The organism is Bordetella genomosp. 6, assembly GCF_002119705.1.
Lineage (GTDB): Bacteria > Pseudomonadota > Gammaproteobacteria > Burkholderiales > Burkholderiaceae_B > Bordetella > Bordetella bronchiseptica_F.
The window spans coordinates 5,135,687-5,156,822 of sequence record NZ_CP021107.1 but is presented as its reverse complement, the minus strand read 5'-3'; the positions used below and the strand labels follow the sequence as shown (position 1 = coordinate 5,156,822).

Genomic DNA, 21,136 nt, shown 5'->3' with positions numbered 1-21,136 from the left:
TCAGCTTCCCTGCGCGGTGGCCGCATCGTCGAAGAAGTAATCGCGCCAGCTTTGCGGCTTGTTCTTGATCGCGCCGACCTTGTGCATGAATGCCGCCAGCGCATACGTGTTCTGCGGCGCCACCTTGAACTGCACCTCGGGATTGCTGATGATGCGGATCAGGAAATCGCGGTCGATCTTGGCGCCGGCCAGCTTGATGTAGATGTCGGCAGCCTGCTCCGGGTGCGCGCTTGCGAATTGCGCGGCCTCCTGCAGTGCGGCCTGGAACGCCGCATAGGTCTTGGGGTTTTCACGGCGGAATTTCTCCGTGGCGAACAGCACCGTCGATGAGCCCGGCCCGCCCAGCACGTCATAGGATTTCAGCACGATGCGGGCATTGGCGTTGCCGGCCAGCTCCTGCTCCTGGAACGGCGGATTGCCGAAATGACCGGTGATCTCGGTGCCGCCGGAGATGATCGCCGCGGCGGCGTCCGGATGCGGCAAGGCCACCGAGATGGCGTCCAGCCGGTTGTAGTGTTCGTCGCCCCACAGCTTGGCCGACGCAAGCTGCAACACGCGCGCCTGCACCGAAACGCCAACCGCGGGCAGCGCGATGCGGTCCTTGTCGGTGAAGTCGGCGATCGTCTTCACGTTCGGGTTGTTGCTGACCAGGTAATAGGGAAAGTTGCCCAGCGACGCCACGCCGCGCACGTTCTGGCGCCCCAGGGTGCGGTCCCAGATCGTCAACAGCGGCCCCACGCCGGCGCCGGCGATGTCGATGGCGCCCGAAAGCAGGGCATCGTTGACGGCGGCTCCGCCGGACAGGCGCGTCCATTGCACATCGATGTCCACGCCAGCCTGCCTGCCGTGCTTTTCTATCAGTTGCTGGTCGCGCGCCACATTGAGCAGCAGATAGACGATGCCGTATTGTTCGGCGATGCGGATGCGGCCTTCGGCCAGCGCGGGCGTGGGCGAGGCCAGCGCCAGGACGGCGATGAAGGCGCCAAGCAGGGACGCGGATACGTAGCGGGCAAGGCGTTGGCGAGCGGTTTCGTGGGATCGCATGAGGAATTCCTGGCTGATGTCGGGTAAGTGCGGGCAGGGCGCGTCAGAACGGCGCGTCGCCTTCGATCGTGGTTCGGTACAGCTTGCGACGCAGCTCGGCCGGACAACCGGCTGCCAGGTGGATCAGCGAACGGTTATCCCAGAACACCAGGTCGTGGTCGCGCCATTGATGGCGATAGATATGCTCGGCACGGGTGCTGTGCGCGAACAGCTCGTCCAGGATCTGCTGGCTTTCGTCCGGCGCAATGCCTTCGATGCGCGTCGTGAAGCCTTCGCTGACGAACAGCGCGCGGCGGCCGGTTTCCGGATGCGTGCGCACCACCGGGTGCACCACCTCCCGCACCTGCGCCAGCTGGGCGGCGCTCAGCGTCGGGCGCCAGTTTCCTTCCTTCTGCAGCTGGCCGTACTTGGCCAGATAGGAATGCACCGCATGCCGGCCATCGACGGCTTCGCGCAATGCGCGCGGCAGCGTTTCGTAGGCGCGATGCATGTTCGCGAACAGCGTATCGCCGCCGGCGGCGGGCAGTTCCTGCGCATGCAATAGCGAACCCAGGCTGGGCAGCGGTTTGTACGAGATATCGGAATGCCAGTACTTGCCGGCATCGCCAAGGCCGATGGGCGCGCCATTCTCGACGATGTTCGACACCACCAGGATCTCCGGGTGATGCGCAAGATGGAACTGGTGCAGCACATGGATCATCAGGCGACCGAAGCGGCGGCTGAAATCGATATGCTGCTGCGGCGTGATGCGCTGGTCGCGAAACACCACCAGGTGATGATCCAGGTGCGCACGGTGCACGCGGGCGAAATCGGCGGCGTTCAGCACGCGCGCCAGGTCGATGCCGACGATCTCCGCGCCCAGCGCGTCATTCAACGGCCGGACCGTAAAGTCCTGGGACGGACCGTGCGTGAGCACGTCGGGTGAAAAATCGATGGAAGGCTGGCGCAGTGCGTTGGCATGGGACATGGAACCGCTCCTTGTTCAGGAACGATCCATTATGAAAACGCGCAGGCCCTATACCAACGATTTAATCGGCCTTTGCACAAAGCCTGGTGTCATATGCCAATGCCGGCCATATGCATATAACCCGCCACGTCAGGCGACCGGCAGATAGGCCTGCACCAGCTTGACCCAGTAGCTTGCGCCCACCGGCAGCAGCGCATCGTTGAAGTCGTAGTTGGAGTTATGCAGCTGGCACGGCCCCATGCCGTGGTAGGTTTCCAGCCGGTGATCGCCATCGCCGTTGCCCAGGAACAGATAGCAGCCCGGCACCTTTTCCAGGAAGAAGGAGAAGTCCTCGGCGCCCATGAATGGCGGGATATCGCGGTCTACCTGGCCGCTGCCGAACGCCTGCTCGGCGACCTGCGCGGCGAACGCGGTCTCGGCCTCCCAGTTCACCAGCGGCGGATAGGCGCGCACGAAATCCAGGTCGCCGGTTGCGCCATACACCTGTGGCAGCGTGGTTGCGATGCGCCGCATGTCTTCCTCGATGCGGTCGAGCGCCGCCACCGTATAGGTGCGCACCGTGCCGCGCAGCACCGCGGTGCCGGGAATCACGTTGTAGGCGTCGCCGGCATGGATCTGCGTGATCGACAGCACCGCCGAGTCCAGCGGATCCTTGCTGCGCGAAATGACGGTCTGCAAGGCCTGCACCATTTCGGCCGCGATCACGATAGGGTCGATGGAGCGATGCGGCTGCGCGGCATGGCCCCCCACGCCGTTGATGACGATGTCCCAGCGATTGCTCGACGCCATGGCCGGCCCGGCCCGGAAACCGAATGTATTGGCCGGCATGCCGGGCATATTGTGCATGCCGAACACGGCGTCGCACGGAAAGCGATCGAACAGGCCATCCTCCATCATGGCGCGCGCCCCGGCGTTGCCGCCTTCCTCGGCCGGTTGGAAGATGAAATGCACCGTGCCGTCGAAATCGCGGTGCGCGGCCAGGTACTGCGCCGCGCCCAGCAGCATGGCCGTATGGCCGTCATGGCCACAGCCATGCATGCGGCCCTCGATGGTGGAGCGGTGCGCGAAGCGGTTGTGCTCGGGCATCGGCAAGGCGTCCATGTCCGCGCGCAGTCCGATCCGCTTGCCGCCCGAACCCGCGCGCAGCACGCCGACCACGCCGGTCTTGCCCAGCCCCGTATGCACCTCCAGCCCCCATTCACGCAACTTGTCCGCCACCAGGGCGGCCGTGCGCGTCTCGTTGAACGCCAATTCGGGGTGGGCATGGATATCGCGGCGCAGCGCGGTAAGGTCGGCGTGCGCGCGTTCGATGGCTTCGATGGTCTTCATGGCAAGGATCCGGACAGTGTGGACGTTTCCGTTTCTTTTAGCACAGCGTGCGGCGCGCTCAGGCCTGTTGCGGCGCCGCAATGTCATTGAGATGGCAGGCGCTGGTATGGCCCGGCGCGATCTCGCGCAACACGGGCCGTTCCACGCTGCAGCGCGGCATGGCGTGCGGACAGCGCGGATGGAACGCACACCCCGGCGGCGGCGCCAGCGGCGAAGGCAATTCGCCCTTGATGGGCCGGTACTGGCGCCGCTGCACCCGCAGCGTGGGCAGTTCGGCCAGCAGGGCCTGCGTGTACGGATGGTTGGCGTGCTCGAACACCTGGGCGGTCGGCGCCAGCTCGACGACACGCCCCAGGTACATGATGGCCACCCGATCCGATATATGGCTGACCACGCTCAGGTTGTGGCTGATGAACAGATACGTCAGCCCCAGCTCCTGGCGCAGTTGCGCAAACAGGTTGATCACCTGTGCCTGGATGGAAACGTCCAGCGCCGCCACGGCCTCGTCGCAGACGATGACCGCGGGCCTGAGCGCCAGTGCGCGCGCGATACCGATGCGCTGGCGCTGTCCACCCGAGAACTGGTGCGGATAGCGTTGCGCGTAGGCAGGGTCCAGGCCGACCTGCCGCATCAGCGCGGCCACGTACTCGGCCTTGTCGCGGGATTGCACCAGGCCATGGGCCACAGGCGCCTCGCCGATGATGTCCGTCACGCGCATGCGCGGATTGAGCGACGCATACGGATCCTGGAAGATCATCTGCACGCCCAACTCGTAGGCACGGCGCTGCGAGGCCCCCATCTGCGCCACCGGCGCGCCGCGCCATGCGATCGTGCCGCCCGAAGGCCGCAGAATGCCGGCGGCCATGCGACCCAGCGTGGATTTTCCGCACCCCGATTCGCCGACGATGCCCAGGACCTCGCCGGGCGCCACATCCAGGTCTACATCCGCCACCGCGTGCACCACCTGCGTGCGCAACCCGGCGCCAAACAGGTTGGCGATGCGTCCGGCGAGATCGACCGATTGCACGAAGCGCATTTCCAGTTGCCGCAAGGCAAGCACGGGCGCATCCATCATGCCTCTCCCGCGTGCCAGCAACGTACCCAGTGCGCCGCACGCACCTCGACCGGCTCCGGCGCCTGCAGGCAGGTCTGCGAAGCGCGCGGACAGCGTGTGCGAAACGCACAGCCCGCCGGCAGGTTCAACAGCGATGGCGTCATTCCCGGTATCTGCTCCAGCGGTTTGCCGCGCGTATCCGGCGTGGGAATCGACGCGATCAGGCCGTGCGTGTACGGATGCATCGCATGCTCGATCACGTCGGCGGCGCTACCCGTTTCGACGATGCGCCCGGCATACATCACCGCCACGCGATCGGCCAGTCCGGCCACCACGGCCAGGTCATGGGTGATCCATATCAAGGCCGTGCCGGTTTCCTCGCACAGCTTGCGCATCTCGTAGAGAATCTGGCCCTGTATGGTCACGTCCAGGGCGGTGGTCGGCTCGTCGGCGATGATCAGGCGCGGCGAATTCAGCAAGGCGATGGCGATCGCCACCCGCTGGCGCATGCCGCCCGACAGCTGGTGCGGATAGGCGCGCAGCCGCTCGCGCGGCGCCGGTATGCCGACCATGGTCAACACTTGCAGGGCGCGCTGGTAGGCTTCGCCACGGCTGACGCGACGGTGCGCGAGCACCGTCTCGACCATCTGCGTATCCACCCGCAGCACCGGGTTGAGCGTCATCATCGGGTCCTGGAAGATCATGGCCATGGCATCGCCGCGCAGCGCGCGCCAGCGCGCCGGCGCCGCCTGGCGCAGGTCTTCGCCCTCGAACCTGATCTCGCCCTCCGCCACGCGCCCCGGTTCGTCCAGCAGGCCCATCAGCGAGAATCCGGTAATGCTCTTGCCCGAACCCGATTCGCCCACCAGGCCCAGTATCTCGCCGTGGCGCAAATGCATATCCACCCCGTCCACGGCCTTGACCACGCCGGCGCGCGTGGCGAACTGTGTTTTCAGGCCCTTGACCTCCAGCACTGGCCGGGTGGCCGGTTCGGGCGGGCTGGACAGGCTTGCTTGCATGCGTGGCTCTTGGTTGGCGCCGGCGGGCCTCAGCCCGCATTGCGAGGATTCAGGACATCGCGCAGGTGGTCGCCCACCAGGTTGATGGCGATGATGGCGATCGCAAGCGCGATGCCGGGAAAGAACGAAATCCAGTAATGGCCGGACAGCAGGTACTCGAAACCGTTGGCGATCAGCATGCCCAGCGACGGCTCGGTCACCGGCACGCCGACGCCGAGAAACGACAACGTGGCCTCCAGCGCGATCGCGTGCGCCAGATCGATCGTGGCGATGACGATGAGAGGCGGCATGCAATTGGGCAGCACGTGGCGCAGCAGCACGCGCCCCCAGCCCAGCGACAGGCAGCGGGCCGCCTCGACGTATTCCTTGCCGCGCTCGACCAGCGCGGCGCCGCGCGCGGCGCGCGCGAAATAGGCCCATTGCACCACCACCAGCGCGATGATCACCTTGTCCACGCCCTTGCCCAGGATGGCCAGCAGAATCAGCGCCACCAGGATGGCCGGAAAAGAAAGCTGGATATCCACGATACGCATCAGCAAGGCGTCGATGCGGCCGCCGAAGTACGCCGCGATCAGGCCGACGGTGGCGCCGATGGCGAACGCCGCCAGCACCGACACCGTGCCGACGATCAGGCTGGTTCGCATGCCATAGATGATGGCCGACAGCACATCGCGCGCCAGGCCATCGGTACCCAGCCAATAGCGCATGCTGCCGTCGCCGGCCTCGCTTCCCGGCGGCAGTTTCGAATCCAGGATGTCCAGCCCGCCGATATCGTAGGGATTCTGCGGCGCGATCCATGGCGCGAACACGGCCGCTCCCACCACGACCAGCAGCAGCGCCAGGCCCAGCAGTGCCAGCTTGCTGGCGCAGAAATCGCTCAGGAAACGCCGCAGCGGCGCCTCTTGGCCAATCGGCGCCGGAACGGGAGAAAGTTGGGCAGGCGCGGTCATTGGCGGCTATCCAGGCGCACGCGTGGATCCAGCACCGTATAGATGATGTCCACGACGAGATTGAGCATGACCAGGAAGAACACGATCAGCAGCAGATAGGCCACCACCACCGGACGATCCAGGTTGATGATGGAATCGATCAGCAGCTTGCCCATGCCCGGCCACGAGAAAACGGTCTCCGTCACGACGGCGAACGCCACTACCTGGCCGAACTCCAGGCCGGCGACCGTCACGATGGGTATCAGGATATTCTTCAGCAAATGCACGCCCAGCACGCGCTTTTCCGGCAAGCCCTTGGCGCGCGCGAACTTGATGTAGTCCTGCGGCAGGCTTTCGCGCGTGGCCGCACGCGTCACGCGGATGATCATGGCGCACTTGGCCAGCGCAATGGTGGCCGCGGGCAGGATCAGGCTGGCCCAGCCGTCAAGGGTCAGGACGCTCAGCGACAGGCCGCCCACGCTGACGGTCTGGCCGCGTCCGCTGGCGGGCAGCCAGCCCAGCGTTACCGCGAATATCATGATCAGCATCAGGCCGACCCAGAAATTCGGCAGCGAAAACCCGAGCACCGAACCCGTCATGATGACGCGCGAAGCCGGCGCCTTGGGTTTGAGCCCCGCGCGTATGCCCAGCGGCACGCCGATCAGCACCGACAGCAGCATGGCCACGCAGGCCAGCTCCAGCGTGGCCGGCATGCGCTCCAGGATGAGCCGCATGGCCGGCTCGCCGGTCAGGAAACTGTTGCCGAAGTCGCCGCGCACCGCCTGGCCCATGAAGATCAGGTACTGCTTCCACAGGGGCTGGTCCAGGCCCAGCGATACGCGTATGGCCGTACGCTGCGCTTCGGTGGCCTCTGGACTGGCCAGCATCGACACGGGGTCGCCCACCATGTAGATGCCGGCGAATACCAGCGCCGACATCACCAGCATGACCACGACTGTCTGCAGCAGCCTGCGTATGATGGTTGCCAGCACGCGCGGCTCCGCGTCTCGGCTACTTCTTCACCGTGGCGTACTGCACCAGCGTAGTCTGGTCGGGACGCCCGGTATAGCGGATGTCGTTCTTCATGGCCCACACCGACAGCTCGAAATGCACCGGCAGCATTGCGTAGTCGTCCATGGCCAGATTGCTGGCCTTTTGCAGCAACTCCGCACGCTTGTCGTCATCCATGGTCGATGAAGCCTGCTTGACCAGTTCGTCCATCGCCGGGTTCGAATAACGGCTGCGGTTCGTGGTGCCCAGCCCGGCCTCGGGGTTGCGCGTGACCAGCAGCGAGGTCAGCGCGTTGGACATCTCGCCGCTGGTCACCGACCAGCCCGCCAGATAGGCGCTGAACGCATAGCTGTCGCGGTTCTTGAAGAACACCGGCGGGGCCATCGAATCAACGCTGGTCTTCACGCCGATACGCGTCCACATCGACGCGACGGCCTGCGCCACCTTGGCGTCGTTGACATAGCGACCGGACGGCGAACCCAGCGTGATCGAGAAACCGTTCGGATAGCCCGCTTCCTTCAACAAGGCCTTGGCCTTTTCCACATCGGCCTTGGGCGCCTGCGAATGCTCCTTGGAAGAACCGAACATCGGATAAGGCAGCAGATTGCCCGCCGGCTTGGCCACGCCGCCCATCACGCGATCGACGATCGCGTCACGGTTCAAAGCCAGCGACAGCGCCTCGCGTACCCGCTTGTCCTTCATCGGGTTCTTGTCCGTGCCCTGCACCCCCGGGCTGGGCTCGGCATACTGGTCCAGCGCTAGATACACCACACGCACCGATGGCGTTTCCTCGACGAACAGCTTCTTGTCGGCCTTCAGCTTGGGCAGGTCATCGGTGGGCGGATCCTCGATCATGTCGACGTCCCCCGCCAGCAAGGCCGCCACGCGCGCCGCCGCATTGGTCATGGGCCGGTAGGTCACCTTGTCCCAGGCAGGCGGCTTGCCCCAATAGTTTTCGTTGCGCGCCAGCACGAACTCGGCGCCGCGCTTCCACGACACGAACTTGTACGGCCCGGTACCGATCAGCCCGTTGCCGCTGTTGAGCTCCGTCGTCGTCTTTCCTTCCGGCGCCGGCCCCGAAGCGGCCTTCTTCGACATGATGGGCAATTGCGCCAGGTTCACCAGCAACAGGGGAGCCACGTCCTTGGTGGTGATGCGCACCGTCAACGGATCGACCGCCTCGGTCTTGGCCACCGCCCCCAGGTATAGCGTGAAGGGCGACGGGCTGTTGGGTACCTTGGGAATGCGGTCATAGGTAAAGACCACGTCTTCCGCCGTGAACGGCGTGCCATCGGAGAACTTCACGTTCGGGCGCAGCTTGAACGTCCACACCTTGCCATCGACGGTCCACGACTCGGCCAGCGCGGGCTGCGGCTTGAGCTGCTCGTCCACGCGCACGATCGGATCGAAGATGGTCTGGGAAATCTGGGTATTGGGAGTCAGCGCGTGGTACTGCGGATCCATCGAACTGGGTTCCGTCTTCAACGCCACCACCAGGTCGCGGGCCAGCGCGGCGCTTGCCCCGCCCAACGCCAACGCCACGATTACCGAGCCGCAGGTCACTACACGTGAAAGCCGAGAAATCATCTTGCTCTCCCATGGATGTTCGGGTTCAGGACCAACGGCCCACGTTAACCAGCAAACATCGGGCGGCGCAACAGTTATATTCCCTTATTGTCCTTACCTTTACGCGGATGCTTGCCATGTCCCTGTACGCCCCCATCGCTGCAATCGCCACGGCTCCCGGCCGCGGGGGCATCGGCGTGGTGCGCATATCCGGGCCCGATCTCGCCGAACTCGTGCAGCGGCTGTTCGGGCGTTCGCTGACGCCTCGCCACGCCCACTACCTGCCGTTTCGCGCCGCCGACGAGGAAGTGCTCGACGAAGGACTCGCCATCTATTTCCGTGCACCGCATTCCTATACCGGGGAAGATGTACTTGAGCTGCAGGGGCATGGCGGCCCCGCCGTGCTGCGCCGCATCCTGGCACGCTGCATGCAGGCAGGGCACGACCTCGGACTGCGTCCGGCCGAACCCGGCGAGTTCACCCGCCGCGCCTTCCTCAACGAGCGCCTCGACCTGGCCCAGGCCGAAGCCGTGGCCGACCTCATCGACGCCTCCTCGGAAGCCGCCGCGCGCGGCGCCATGGCCTCGCTGTCGGGCGAATTCTCGCAGCGCGTCAACGACCTGTCCGAGCGCATCGTCCATCTGCGCATGCTGGTGGAAGCCACCCTGGACTTCCCCGAGGAAGAAATCGACTTCCTCGAGAAATACCAGGCGCGGCCCACCCTGCAGGCCCTCACGCAAGACCTCGACGCACTCATCGCCCAGGCGCGCCAGGGCGTGATCCTGCGCGAAGGGCTGCATGTCGTGCTGGCCGGCAAACCCAACGTGGGCAAGTCCAGTCTGCTCAACGCCCTGGCCGGCGACGACATCGCCATCGTCACGCCCATCGCGGGCACCACGCGCGACAAGGTCGTGCAGGAAATCCATATCGATGGCGTGCCGCTGCACATCGTCGACACCGCCGGATTGCGCGACACCGACGACGCCGTCGAAAGCATAGGCATCGAACGCACCTGGAAAGAGATCGAACGCGCCGATGTCATCCTGCACCTGCAGGACGTCACCCAGCCGCCGGATCACCTCGACGCGCAAATCGTCAGGCGCCTGCCCGCGCGCACGCCGGTGCTCGACGTCTTCAACAAAGTCGATCTGCTCGACGCGGCGTTCCAGGGCCGGCCCGACAGCCTCGGCATCTCCGCGCGCGGCGGCATCGGCCTGGACGCACTGCGCCAGCGCCTGTTGCAACTGGCCGGCTGGAACCCCGGCGCCGAATCGCCCTGGCTGGCGCGCGAACGCCATCTGCATGCGCTGCAGCAGGCCGCGCAGCATCTGGAGCTGGCCACCGGACACGCCCGCGAGGACGACCGCGTGCTGGACCTGTTCGCCGAAGAACTGCGCCTGGCGCACGAAGCCCTGACCGGCATCACCGGCAAGTTCACCAGCGACGATCTGCTGGGCGAGATTTTTTCCAGCTTCTGCATCGGCAAGTAACCCGCCCGGCCAGCAGACAGGCGATGGCCGCGGCCTGCAGCAGCGCCGCCGCCACGAACAGCCATGGCGCCGGCGCCGCGTCCGAGATGCCGCGCAACATTCCGAAAGCCGCCGGCGCGAACGCGTACGCGGCTTGCGAGAAGGCGACGATGAGCGGCACCACGCGCCGCACGCCGGCCGGATCGAACTCATTTTGCGCGATCAGCGGCGGCAGCGAGGTGGCGTTGCCTATACCCGAGCCAAACAGCAGCAGGCCCAGCCAGACCAGGGCCGGCGTATCGCCGGCCGCCATCAGCAGCAGGGCCCCCAGCACCTGGATGGCATAGGCATACGACGCCAGCAGGCGGCGGTCGGATCCCGCGCCGGCAATACGGCCCACGATCGTGCGGCCGGCAATCGCGCAGCCGGTTGACACCCCCATTGCCAGGCCTGCCATGCCCGGGCCCAGGACGGGTACGAGCAGCGAGTACAGGTGCGCGACCAGGCCCATCTGGGCGAACAGGCCCAGCGACATGGCGGCGGCCAGAGTGACAAAGCGCCGATCCTCGCGCAGGCGTCCGGCAGGCCGGGCGGGCGGCGCCGGGTTTGCCGCCGGTTGGGGTACGACGGCCTCGCCGTCCGGCGCCTGCCCCGTGTTCGCCGGCGTACGCGTAAAGACCAGACCGGCCAGCACGCCGATCACCAGCACCATGGACGCGCCGACCACGCCCGCGGCCCAGGCGAACCCCCAGGCCTGGATCAGCAGCGCCCACAAGGGCGAGAAGATGATGCCGCCTACACTGGCGCCGTTGTACGCCATGCCCAGCGCGGCCGGCCGCCGGACCACGAACCACGGCTCGATCAAGGCATTGATCGCCGCGGCCCCCAGCGCCGCCCAGCTGGCGCCGCTCGCCAATGCGGCAATGGCCAATTGCCACGGCGTGGCCGCCACGGCCCAGCCGAATGTGCCCAGCGCGCTTCCCAGCGCTGCGCAGAATGTGACGGCGGGAATGCCGGCAAGGCGGTACAGCCGCCGCAGGTTGACCACGGCCAGCGCCCCCGCGAGAAAGTGCAGCGTCACCATGCCCGCCACCCATTGCAACGGCCAGCCGGTGCGTTCCACGACGGCATGCAGGAATATGGGTGGCCCGTAAAAGCCCAGGCCCCAGCCGTAGATGGCCATGACGAAACTTGCCGCCAGCACCTGGGGTCCGGCGAAGGGAGTCGAGTGTCCGGTCATGCCGCCTCGGATATTGATGTCGCGCGAGCCGCAGTATGGGCTGGCCAGCTCCTGTTTACTTCGGGCCAGGCCGAAGCGTGGAGGGCGCCCTCGGGTGCGGAAGCCGCTGCTCAATTATTGCGCATGACGCCCCAGGGGCCCCGTGGCCGGGCAGGGGCCGCGCGCGCTTGCCTCGCCGCGGATTTACGCTGTATGAGCCTGCCAGAAGGCTGTAAAACAGGGTTGCGAAACCGGGTTTTGCGCCGGAAAGGTGCCGGATGCGGGCCATGGCGGCCTGTGGATAACCACTGGGAGGCAAGCTTGTGCACAGTATGTGGACCCAGGTTGAACAAGCTTGCTTTTCGGCCATGGCCCGAAATGTTGTCCAACTTCGGCTCTCCAGCCAAACAGACCTAGTGCACAGCCTGAAAGCTTCGCAAGCGTATGAAATAAAATCGCTTTTCGGGGTTAAGGTAGTTATCCACAGCCCTTATTAATCATTAGTCTTTATATAAAGAACACTATAAGGAAAAACATCAAACATGCCAGCCGCCAGCCACTCGCGCTGCAAAATCCAGCCATGCGCATTCTGTTGATCGAAGACGAAGCCGAGCTCGCCCGTTGGCTGTCACGCAGCCTTGCCCGCCACGCCGGGTTCGTGGTCGAATGGGCAGATGACGGCCTGCTGGCCGAACGCCGCCTGGCCGTCGAAGAGTTCGATGCCATCATCCTGGACCTTGGCCTGCCAGGCATGGACGGCCATACGTTGTTGACCCGGATCCGCGCCCGCGACGACCGTACGCCGGTGCTGGTACTGACCGCACGCGATTCGCTGGCCGAAAGAGTGGGCACCCTGCATCAAGGCGCCGACGACTTCCTGCCCAAGCCGTTCGTGCTGGAAGAACTCGAAGCCCGCCTGACCGCACTGATCCGCCGCAGCCGCGGACGGGAACATCCCCGCTTGACGCTGGGCGACCTGGCGCTGGACACCGCCTCGCAGCGATTCACCGTCAAAGGACAGCCCCTGGCGCTGTCGCCGAGGGAACATGCTGTGCTGCGCGCCCTGATCCAGCGCAGCGGCGAACCCTTGAACAAGCAGCAGATCCTCGATCGCATCCAGTCCAGCGACAGCGATGTCAACCTGGAGGCCATCGAGGTCCTGGTCCATCGGCTGCGCAAGAAACTGGCCGACACCGGCGTACAGATCGTCACCATGCGCGGCATGGGCTATTGCCTGGAGAACGCTGTTGACAACCCGTAGGCAGGAAAAACCCCGCCATCGCACGCTGAAGACCGTGTTGCTGTGGTGGCTGATTCCCGCGCTGGTTTTCGTCATGACGGGGGCGCTGTGGCTGTCCAATCAGCAATTGCGCAATCAGGTCGATATTGCCTACGACCGCTCGCTTTCCGGAGCGCTGCGATCCATCGACCACAACATATCCACAGCCAGCGGAGGGCTCTCGCTGGAACAGCCTTACCTGATGCTGGAGTTCTTCGAGCTGACCGCCAACGGTAACGTGTACTACCGGGTGGCCACCGAAGACGGCCTGGCCGAGATCGGCAACCCCCAGCTGCCGCTGCCGCCGCAACCGTTGGTTTCCGGCCAACCGCAGTTTTTCTACGCCGAGTACCTGGGCCAGCCGGTACGGGTGGCGGCGCTGGCGCGGCCGATGGATCCCCCGCTCTACAACGATAAAGGGGGACGTATAATCGTCCAGGTCGCCGAAAGCCTGGAAACCCGGCAGGACTTCCTGCATCGGGCGCTCGTGCGCTCGGTGGAACGCGATCTGGCGGTGGTGATGATCAGCGTGTTGGTGGTCATCTGGAGCGTTTTCATGGCGCTGCGGCCGCTCGAACGGTTGCGCGAGGAAGTGGCAAGCCGTTCTGCGGACGATCTGAGCCCCGTGAGCGCGTCGGAGATGCCTGGTGAGGTCCAACCCCTCATTCACGCCGTAAACCTCCATATGGCCCGATTTACGGCCTTGGCGAGGGTGCAGCGGCAGTTCCTCGACGATGCGTCGCATCAATTGCGCACGCCGCTGTCGGTGTTGCGGACCCAGACGGCCTATGCCCTGCGTGAAACGGACCCCCAGGAGGTCCGTACAGCCCTCCTGGCGATGCAGGACGGCCTGGACAGGGCGGTACGCACCACCAACCAAATGCTCGCGCTGGCGCGCGCCAAGGACGCCTCGCTGGCCGAAGGCGGCCTGCCGCTGGAAACGGTCGACCTGGCCGAACTGGCCGACGGCGTCATCCGGGCCTTGCTGCCGGCGGCGCGGGCCAGGCAACTGGACCTGGGGCTGGACGTGCAGGGCGCGCCGGTCCGGGTACAGGCCGTCGAGTGGCTGTTGCGCGAGGCGCTGAGCAATCTGGTCGACAACGCCATCCGGTACACGGCGCCCGGCAGCGAAGTCACGGTCAAGGTCCACGCCGAGGATGGCCATGCCTGGCTGGCCGTGGAGGACAATGGGCCCGGCATGTCGGCCGAGGACATCGCGCGCGCCAGCGTGCGGTTTCGCCGTGGCGCGGCCGGCAAGAACAAGTCGGGGGCGGGCCTGGGGCTGGCCATTGTGCGGACCATCATCGAAATCCACGACGGCCGGCTGGTGCTGGAAAACCGCCAGCCGCAGCCGGGTTTGCGCGCGGCATTGGTGTTTTCCCTAGGTTTCAAGGGAAATGCTGCGCTGCCGCACGAAATTGCGGTGATCTGAAAGGTTCCGGAAAGCCACGGTTGGGTACGGTGCTCATCCGTTGGCCTCCGATCCGCGCGATCGTTCCATGGCCAGCCATGTCCGCATGACATGCCAACAACGATCTCGGAGACAGCATCGATGCATACCCTGGCGAAATTCCGCGCGACTGCCGCCGCCCTGGCCGGCCTGTGCGCCCTGTTCATTGGCAACGCCGCCCACGCGGCCGGCGACGAACCGCGTCGGCCCGAATGTATTGCGCCGGCCCAGCCCGGCGGCGGCTTCGACCTGACCTGCCGGCTGGCTACCGAAGGCCTGAAGCAATCGGGCGCGCTCAAGGCGCCCATGCGCATCGTCTACATGCCCGGCGGCATTGGCGCCGTGGCCTACAACAACATCGTGGCCCAGCATCCGGGCGAGGCCGGCACCATCGTCGCCTTTTCGGGCGGTTCGCTGCTCAACCTGGCGCAAGGCAAGTTCGGCAAGTATTCGGTCGACGACGTGCGCTGGCTGGCCGGCATCGGAGCCGACTACGGCGTGGCGGTGGTGCGCAACGATTCGCCCTATACCGACCTCAAGGGCCTGATGGAGGCCTTCAAGCAGGATCCCACCAAGATCGTGCTGGGCGCCGGCGGCACCGTGGGCAGCCAGGACTGGATGAAAGCGGCGCTGACGGCCAAGGCGGCCGGCGTCGATTTCAAGAAAATGCGCTTCGTCGCGTTCGAAGGCGGTGGCGAGGCAGTGACGGCGTTGCGCGGCGGGCACATCCAGGCCTACATGGGTGACGCCGCCGAGGCTTTCACCATGCTCGAAGGCGGCGCGCCGATCCGTGTGCTGGCGGTCTTCAACAGCGAGCGCCTGCCGGGCAAGCTGAACTCCGTGCCGACGGCCAAGGAGCAAGGCTATGACATCGTATGGCCGATCATCCGCGGCTTCTACGTAGGCCCCAAGGTCTCCGACAAGGATTACCAGTTCTGGGTCGACGCGTTCGACAAGACGATGAATTCGCCCGAATACGCCAAGCTGCGTGAACAGCAAGGCCTGTTCCCGTTCAGCAAGACCGGCAAGGACCTGGACGACTACGTCAAGCAGCAGGTCAAGAACTACGCCGAGCTGGCCGACAGCTTCGGCCTCATCAAGAAGTAAACCGATCGCGTGGCCGGCGGCAAGCGCCGCCGCCGCGCATCTTCCCTACGGTGCGCACGCAGTCGGGGCGGTCCGCGCCGTGTTCTCGAATTGGATACGGGATCATGAATGATCGAATGTTGGGCGTATTCGCCCTGATCCTGGCCGCCTTCATGACATGGGCGGGCTGGGACATCGAAGCGCCGTTTGCCTACGAACCGGTGGGACCGCGCGCATTTCCGATGCTTGTCGCACTGATCATCGGCTTGTGCGGCCTGCGTCTGGTCTACAAGGGCGGCCACCAGGTCGAGACCAACTCCGCCGGCGCCAACGCGCGCATCGCCCTGATGGTGGCATACGCGGCCGCCTATGCGTTCCTGTTCCAGTGGCTGGGGTTTGTCATCGCCACGGCGCTGATGACCGTCGCTGTCGGCCGCCTGTTCGGCGGCAACTGGATCAAGTGCGCCATCGGTGGCCTGATCATGGGCACATTGTTCTTCCTGTTGTTCGACAAAGTCCTGGACGTGGTGTTGCCGGCCGGGTTGCTGGAGGGTCTGCTATGAGCGGCATTCTCGATCATCTTGCCATCGGTTTCGGCGTCGCCTTTTCGCTGACCAACGTACTGGTCGCGGCCATCGGCTCGTTCTTCGGAACCATGGTGGGCGTGTTGCCCGGGCTCGGCCCGATCAACGGCGTGGCCATGCTGATTCCGATCGCATTCGCGATGAACCTGCCGCCCGAAACGGCGCTCATCCTGCTTGCGGCGGTGTACGTGGGCGCCGAATATGGCGGGCGCATCACGTCGATCCTGCTCAACGTGCCGGGCGAGGCCAGCGCCATCATGACCACGCTGGATGGCTATCCGCTGGCGCGCCAGGGCCTGGCCAACGTCGCGCTGTCGCTGTCGGCGTGGTCGGCCTTCTTCGGGGCCATCGTCTCGGTGACGGGCATCATCCTGCTGGCGCCGCTGCTGGCCAAGTGGGCGCTCGCATTCGGGCCGGCCGAATATTTCGTGCTGATGGTGTTCGCGTTCTGCTGCCTGACCAGCTTGCTGGGCAAGCAGCCGGTCAAGGGCGTGCTGGCGGCGATGATAGGGCTGGGCATTTCGGTGGTCGGGGTCGATTCGAACTCGGGCGTATACCGCTATACCTTCGATTCGGTGCACCTGTCCGACGGTATTGATTTCGTCGTCGTGGTGATCGCGCTGTTTGCCGTCAGCGAGATGCTGGAGATGCTGGAGAAGGTCGTGGCCGGGCACAGTATCGAGGTCAAGCCGAGCGGCCGGAAACTGTTCAACCTTAAAGAATTGGCGTTCACGTGGTGGAGCGTGGTGCGCAGTTCGCTGGTGGGCTTCGGCGTGGGCGTGCTGCCCGGTGCCGGCGCCAGCGTGGCGGCGGCCGTCGCTTATTCGCAGGAAAAGCGCATCATCGAAAGCAAGGATCCCAACGCCAAGTTCGGCAAGGGCGACATGCGCGGTCTGGTGGCGCCGGAGTCGGCCGCCACCGCGTCGGCGATCGGCTCTTTCGTGCCCATGCTGACGCTGGGCGTGCCGGGTTCGGGCACCACCGCCGTGATGATGGGCGCGTTGACGCTCTACAACATCACGCCGGGTCCGGTGCTGTTCGACAGCAAGCCCGAACTGGTGTGGGGCCTGATCGCTTCGCTGTTCATCGCCAACGTCCTGCTGTTCATCATGAACGTGCCGATGGTGCGCGTGTTCTCGAAGGTGCTGGCCGTGCCGGCGTGGATGATGGTGCCCGGCATCCTGTGCATCAGCTACATCGGCGTCTACGCGATCAATGCGGGTACGTTCGACCTGTTGATGGTGGTGGGCATAGGCGCGCTGGGCTATTTCCTGCGCAAGTTCGGCGTACCGATGGCGCCGCTGGTGCTGGGCGTGGTGCTGGGCGACATGATGGAACAGAACCTGCGCCGCGCGCTGTCCATCACCAATGGCGATCCCGTTGTGCTGTACTCCAGCCCGGTGTCGATAGGCCTGTGGATCGCGGCCGCCGCGGTGGTGATCATCCCGCAATTGATGCGTCGCCTGAGCGCGCGCCGCAGGCAAGCCCTTCAGTCGTAGTCGATTGCCCGATTGAAAAATGCCGCGGTGGATACCGCGGCATTTTTCTTGGGCGCGGGCTGTGCTGCGCGCGTGCTCAGACGTGGGCCAGGCGGTCGATCGCGGCGTCCAGCGTCGCGTCCTGCTTGGCGAAGCAGAAGCGCACCAGGTGGTGGTTGGATTCGGGCGCGGCGGGGTTCTGGTAGAACGCCGATACCGGAATCACGGTTACGCCATGGTCGATGGTGAGATGGCGCGCAAAATCGGCTTCCGCATGCTTGGCGATCTCGCTGTAGTCGGCCAGCATGAAGAACGTGCCGGGGCTGGGCAGGGGGCGAAAACGCGTGTTGGCCAGGCCCGCCGCGAGGCGATCCCGCTTGGCCTGGTAGAACGCAGGCAGCTCCAGGTAGGGCCTGGGATTGGCCATGTACTCGGCCAGCGCGAATTGCATCGGCGAGGATACGGTGAACACCATGAACTGGTGGACCTTGCGCAGCTCGGCGCTGAGTTGGCGCGGGGCGCAGCAATAGCCTACTTTCCAGCCGGTGGCGTGATACGTCTTGCCGAAAGACGAGATGACAAACGCGTGTTCGGCCAGCAGAGGGCGGCGCGACAGGCTGGCGTGCGGCTTGCCGTCGAACACGATGTGTTCGTATACCTCATCGGACAGCAACAGCACGCCCGTATCGCGCACGATGGATTCCAGCGCGTCCAGATCGCTTTCGTCGAGTACCGCGCCGGTCGGGTTGTGCGGGAAATTCAGCATCAGCAGGCGCGTGCGCGCGCCAATGGCGTCGCGCACGCGCTGCCAGTCGATGCGGTAGTACGGATCGTCGCGGGTGGGAGCGCGCAAGGGCACGGGCACGGCGGTGCCGCCGGCCAGACGTATCGCCGGCAGGTACGAGTCGTAGCAGGGTTCTATCACCACGACTTCGTCGCCAGGGCCCACGGCAGCCAATACGGTGGCCATCAACGCTTCCGTGGCGCCGCTGGTTACGGTGATTTCGGTTTCCGGATCGTAGGCATGGCCGTAGAGGGCCTGGACCTTGGCGGCGATGGCCTCGCGCAATGGCGCTACGCCAGGCATGTAGGGATACTGGTTGTGCCCGGCGGCCATGGCCTTGCCGACCAGGGCGCACAGTTCGGGGTCGGGATCGAAATCCGGGAAACCCTGGCCCAGGTTGATGGCCTTGTGCTCGATGGCGAGCCGGCTCATGACAGTGAAAATCGTGGTGCCGACGTCGGGCAGCTTGGATCGGATCATGGCGATGGTAGGAGTGTGGCTAAGCAAGGGAATGCGTTGCTCGTAAGTATCCCACTAACTTCATCACGTTCTTCGGAGCGCCGCCGGCGCGGGCGTGCGGTGCTTGGCGATGGGACCGGTAGCCGCGGTCGTTTGCGAAGCCGCCATGGCAGTTTCGGTTACTTGTGAGACAAGTGAAAAAAAAGCCACATAGGGGTAAACAACTATTTGTTCGCGTCGGAGGCGATGAGTATGCTGATCCTGCAGTTGATTCAAGCAGTGCGCAAACCCGGTTACTTGTAGACGGCAAGCCACAAACGCAACGTTAAAGCGGGTGCGTGTGCCCGCCGGTTGGTCAGTTGGTCAGCGTCCTTGATTCATTTGCATTTCTTTTTTTCGATATCAGGACGCTATAAAAAATGGCTCAAAAGGGCAAGGTCAAGTGGTTCAACGCCGACAAGGGTTATGGATTCATCACTCCGGACAGCGGCGGTACTGACGTATTCGCACATTTCTCGGCGATTCAAGGCCGCGGTTATCGCAGCCTGAACGAAGGTCAGGAAGTCGAGTTCGAAGTGAAGGATGGTCCGAAAGGACCTCAAGCGGCCGAAATTCGCCCGCTCTGAATCGGGAAATCCCGTTTTTCCCGCATACCAGGCCCAAGCGCCTGGTTACAACGCCCCAGAAACATTGCTTCTGGGGCGTTGTTGCTTTTGCCGGCGCCACGCGGCATACAGTTAGCGCTTACTAACATCACCGCGGGCTTGGATAACTTTGTGGATAAGCCTCGGCCCGTCACCGGCGGTGGACAAGTTTTCGCACACCGGCTTCGTGCATGGTGCTGGAGTTTTACACAGCGGATGACATCGTTATTTGGCGCCGCCGATGAGACGATGGCGGGCGTCGCCCCGTACAGGTTCTTCCGTTGATCCACGCTTCCCAGGGAAAATCTCCTGTAAATCCGTGGTGTTACGCCATGAGATAGGCATGCCGGGATTTCTGGCGCGGATCCTGACCAGGCATTTCGGCAACTTTGGACCGGCCGTCATTACGGGTCGGGCCCGATTTGTTCACAAAGATATCCCCAATTTTTTTGCCCGTATCGAGACATATTCCGGGGATAATCCCGCTCGAAAAATCTGTGGATACTTCTGGGGATTGATCCCCAATTCGGTGCGGTTTCGCAAAGACGCCATGGCTGCCCTGCGGCATGGCTGGCGGGGCCCCGGCTTCGCTGCAGCGATCACGTATGTGGGTGCGACCCGAAACGGCGGCTTCGCAATTGTGCGCGGATCCCGATGCGCCGCCTCCTGGTTGTCCACAGGGAGCGGTGGATAAGGCTATGTTCCAACCCGTACAAATTTCCGTGCCCGCGTATGAATGTTTCCTCGATGTTGCCAGTCTCTGGCGGCATGCTAGCCGAAAGTATTAAGCCGTTGGATGGTAGTGTTTCCCCTGCGCAATAGGGGGTAGGCCCGGGCGAGACACCGGTCTTATATTTCCGCCCAGAGGGTATTAGCGCTATTGAGTCGCGATGTTTCACGTGAAACCAAAATTGCCATCGGAGGAATCCTGTGGCTATGCCGTTTGCCGGCATACTTCCGGGCGCGTGACCGGCCACCCTTCGGTTCTGCCTTGACACCCATTCGACGCGTCACGGGTACGCCGGGCTGCCGTGCAGCGCCGTGCAGGGAGCGCCGCCTCGAACTGCACCGTCATGACCGAGTCGGGCGCGTATTCATACAGTTCCTGGTCGACTTCGCCACTGCCGCTGGTCCGGCCGACTCGTGAGTTCTCGAATTGGTGTCCGCGACCCGCGTCCGGCAGTAGGCATGCAGCTTGCTCACCGCGCTCGCAAGTCGCTCCATCGGCGGGCCATCCGTCAAGCGTGGGCTCATGCCCTGTGCGTGGTGATCAAAGCGCGCCAACTTTCCCCCGATCTGCCAAGGAGCGAAACGGGGCATCGTATGCATCCCGGCAACGCAGTCGTAGCGTGGGCCGCCATGTCGATGTACTCAGTGCACGGCAGGATACGTGGCCAAGCCAAACGGGAGACCCGACTCGCGGAACCGGGGAAGGAAAGGCAGCGTGTATTGGTTCTGGCTTGGCGGCTGGAGGATAAAACAGCGATTGTTTTGGCCTAGGGGTAGGGTAGGGGTGAAAACATCGTCGTTTTCATTGCCTAGGGTGGAGAGTCAAACCGCTGATGTCGGCGTTGTTTCACGTGGAACATTGTGCTTGTGATGTGAACGAGGCCGAGGCAATGCTGGGCCTAAGCATGTTGTTTCACGTGGAACATCTTTCCGCAGTATTGGGGTCGGAACAAGAGTTCATGTTTCACGTGAAACATTGCCTCAGCCCAGCTTTCTTGAGCGGCGCCGTGGTGCATAAGCCGCATAGAACGCATGG

At 64.4% G+C, this 21,136-nt stretch carries 17 protein-coding genes; 7 read left to right on the top strand and 10 right to left on the bottom strand.

Annotated elements, in window-relative coordinates; all coding sequences use genetic code 11:
- From CAL11_RS24280 to CAL11_RS24245, 8 genes are all read right to left on the bottom strand, one after another.
- Window positions 1–1,044: an ABC transporter substrate-binding protein gene (locus CAL11_RS24280; protein ID WP_033465669.1), complete on the bottom strand. Its 1,044-nt coding sequence runs from the start codon at window positions 1,042–1,044 to the stop codon at window positions 1–3.
- A gap of 43 nt (window positions 1,045–1,087) precedes the next feature.
- Window positions 1,088–2,011, bottom strand: coding sequence for a TauD/TfdA dioxygenase family protein (locus CAL11_RS24275; RefSeq protein ID WP_086094474.1), 924 nt, complete (start codon window positions 2,009–2,011; stop codon window positions 1,088–1,090).
- Between the two features lie 129 nt (window positions 2,012–2,140).
- Window positions 2,141–3,340 (bottom strand): M20 aminoacylase family protein, encoded by a 1,200-nt coding sequence (locus CAL11_RS24270; RefSeq protein ID WP_086094473.1) that lies wholly within the window; start codon window positions 3,338–3,340, stop codon window positions 2,141–2,143.
- Window positions 3,341–3,398: 58 nt separating this feature from the next.
- Window positions 3,399–4,415 (bottom strand): ABC transporter ATP-binding protein, encoded by a 1,017-nt coding sequence (locus tag CAL11_RS24265; protein ID WP_086094472.1) that lies wholly within the window; start codon window positions 4,413–4,415, stop codon window positions 3,399–3,401.
- A complete protein-coding gene (locus CAL11_RS24260) occupies window positions 4,412–5,413 on the bottom strand; it encodes an ABC transporter ATP-binding protein (RefSeq protein ID WP_086094471.1) in 1,002 nt (333 codons plus the stop codon). The genes CAL11_RS24265 and CAL11_RS24260 overlap by 4 nt, the downstream gene beginning before the upstream one ends.
- 29 nt (window positions 5,414–5,442) lie before the next feature.
- A complete protein-coding gene (locus CAL11_RS24255) occupies window positions 5,443–6,363 on the bottom strand; it encodes an ABC transporter permease (protein WP_086094470.1) in 921 nt (306 codons plus the stop codon).
- Window positions 6,360–7,334 carry an ABC transporter permease gene (locus CAL11_RS24250; protein WP_033465680.1) on the bottom strand — a complete coding sequence of 325 codons (975 nt, stop codon included), beginning with the start codon at window positions 7,332–7,334 and terminating at the stop codon, window positions 6,360–6,362. The genes CAL11_RS24255 and CAL11_RS24250 overlap by 4 nt, the downstream gene beginning before the upstream one ends.
- A 19-nt stretch (window positions 7,335–7,353) precedes the next feature.
- Window positions 7,354–8,940, bottom strand: a complete 1,587-nt coding sequence (locus CAL11_RS24245) for an ABC transporter substrate-binding protein (protein ID WP_086094469.1) — start codon at window positions 8,938–8,940, stop codon at window positions 7,354–7,356.
- A gap of 116 nt (window positions 8,941–9,056) precedes the next feature.
- Between CAL11_RS24245 and mnmE the strand changes: the two genes are divergently transcribed.
- The gene (mnmE, locus tag CAL11_RS24240; RefSeq protein WP_086094684.1) at window positions 9,057–10,409 is read left to right on the top strand and encodes a tRNA uridine-5-carboxymethylaminomethyl(34) synthesis GTPase MnmE; all 1,353 of its coding nucleotides are present in this window, start codon (window positions 9,057–9,059) and stop codon (window positions 10,407–10,409) included.
- Here mnmE and CAL11_RS24235 read toward each other — a convergent pair.
- A complete protein-coding gene (locus tag CAL11_RS24235) occupies window positions 10,354–11,628 on the bottom strand; it encodes an MFS transporter (protein ID WP_086094468.1) in 1,275 nt (424 codons plus the stop codon). The two genes, mnmE and CAL11_RS24235, sit on opposite strands and share 56 nt — an antisense overlap.
- Window positions 11,629–12,187: 559 nt before the next feature.
- Here CAL11_RS24235 and CAL11_RS24230 point away from each other — a divergent pair.
- From CAL11_RS24230 to CAL11_RS24210, 5 genes are all read left to right on the top strand, one after another.
- On the top strand, window positions 12,188–12,868 hold the full coding sequence (locus tag CAL11_RS24230; protein ID WP_003816057.1) for a response regulator: 681 nt from the start codon (window positions 12,188–12,190) through the stop codon (window positions 12,866–12,868).
- The gene (locus CAL11_RS24225; protein ID WP_244172886.1) at window positions 12,855–14,318 is read left to right on the top strand and encodes a sensor histidine kinase; all 1,464 of its coding nucleotides are present in this window, start codon (window positions 12,855–12,857) and stop codon (window positions 14,316–14,318) included. Before CAL11_RS24230 ends, CAL11_RS24225 begins: the two co-directional genes overlap by 14 nt.
- A 120-nt stretch (window positions 14,319–14,438) precedes the next feature.
- Window positions 14,439–15,443, top strand: coding sequence for a Bug family tripartite tricarboxylate transporter substrate binding protein (locus CAL11_RS24220; protein ID WP_033465690.1), 1,005 nt, complete (start codon window positions 14,439–14,441; stop codon window positions 15,441–15,443).
- A 104-nt stretch (window positions 15,444–15,547) separates the two neighbouring features.
- Entirely contained in the window at window positions 15,548–15,985 is a 438-nt protein-coding gene (locus CAL11_RS24215; RefSeq protein WP_033465692.1) for a tripartite tricarboxylate transporter TctB family protein, read from the top strand.
- A complete protein-coding gene (locus CAL11_RS24210; RefSeq protein ID WP_068927614.1) occupies window positions 15,982–17,505 on the top strand; it encodes a tripartite tricarboxylate transporter permease in 1,524 nt (507 codons plus the stop codon). Before CAL11_RS24215 ends, CAL11_RS24210 begins: the two co-directional genes overlap by 4 nt.
- A 76-nt stretch (window positions 17,506–17,581) precedes the next feature.
- Here CAL11_RS24210 and CAL11_RS24205 read toward each other — a convergent pair whose 3' ends face one another.
- On the bottom strand, window positions 17,582–18,748 hold the full coding sequence (locus tag CAL11_RS24205) for a pyridoxal phosphate-dependent aminotransferase (protein WP_033465696.1): 1,167 nt from the start codon (window positions 18,746–18,748) through the stop codon (window positions 17,582–17,584).
- 398 nt (window positions 18,749–19,146) lie between these two features.
- Between CAL11_RS24205 and CAL11_RS24200 the strand changes: the two genes are divergently transcribed.
- Window positions 19,147–19,353 (top strand): cold-shock protein, encoded by a 207-nt coding sequence (locus CAL11_RS24200; RefSeq protein WP_003816068.1) that lies wholly within the window; start codon window positions 19,147–19,149, stop codon window positions 19,351–19,353.
- Window positions 19,354–21,136: the final 1,783 nt, after the last annotated feature.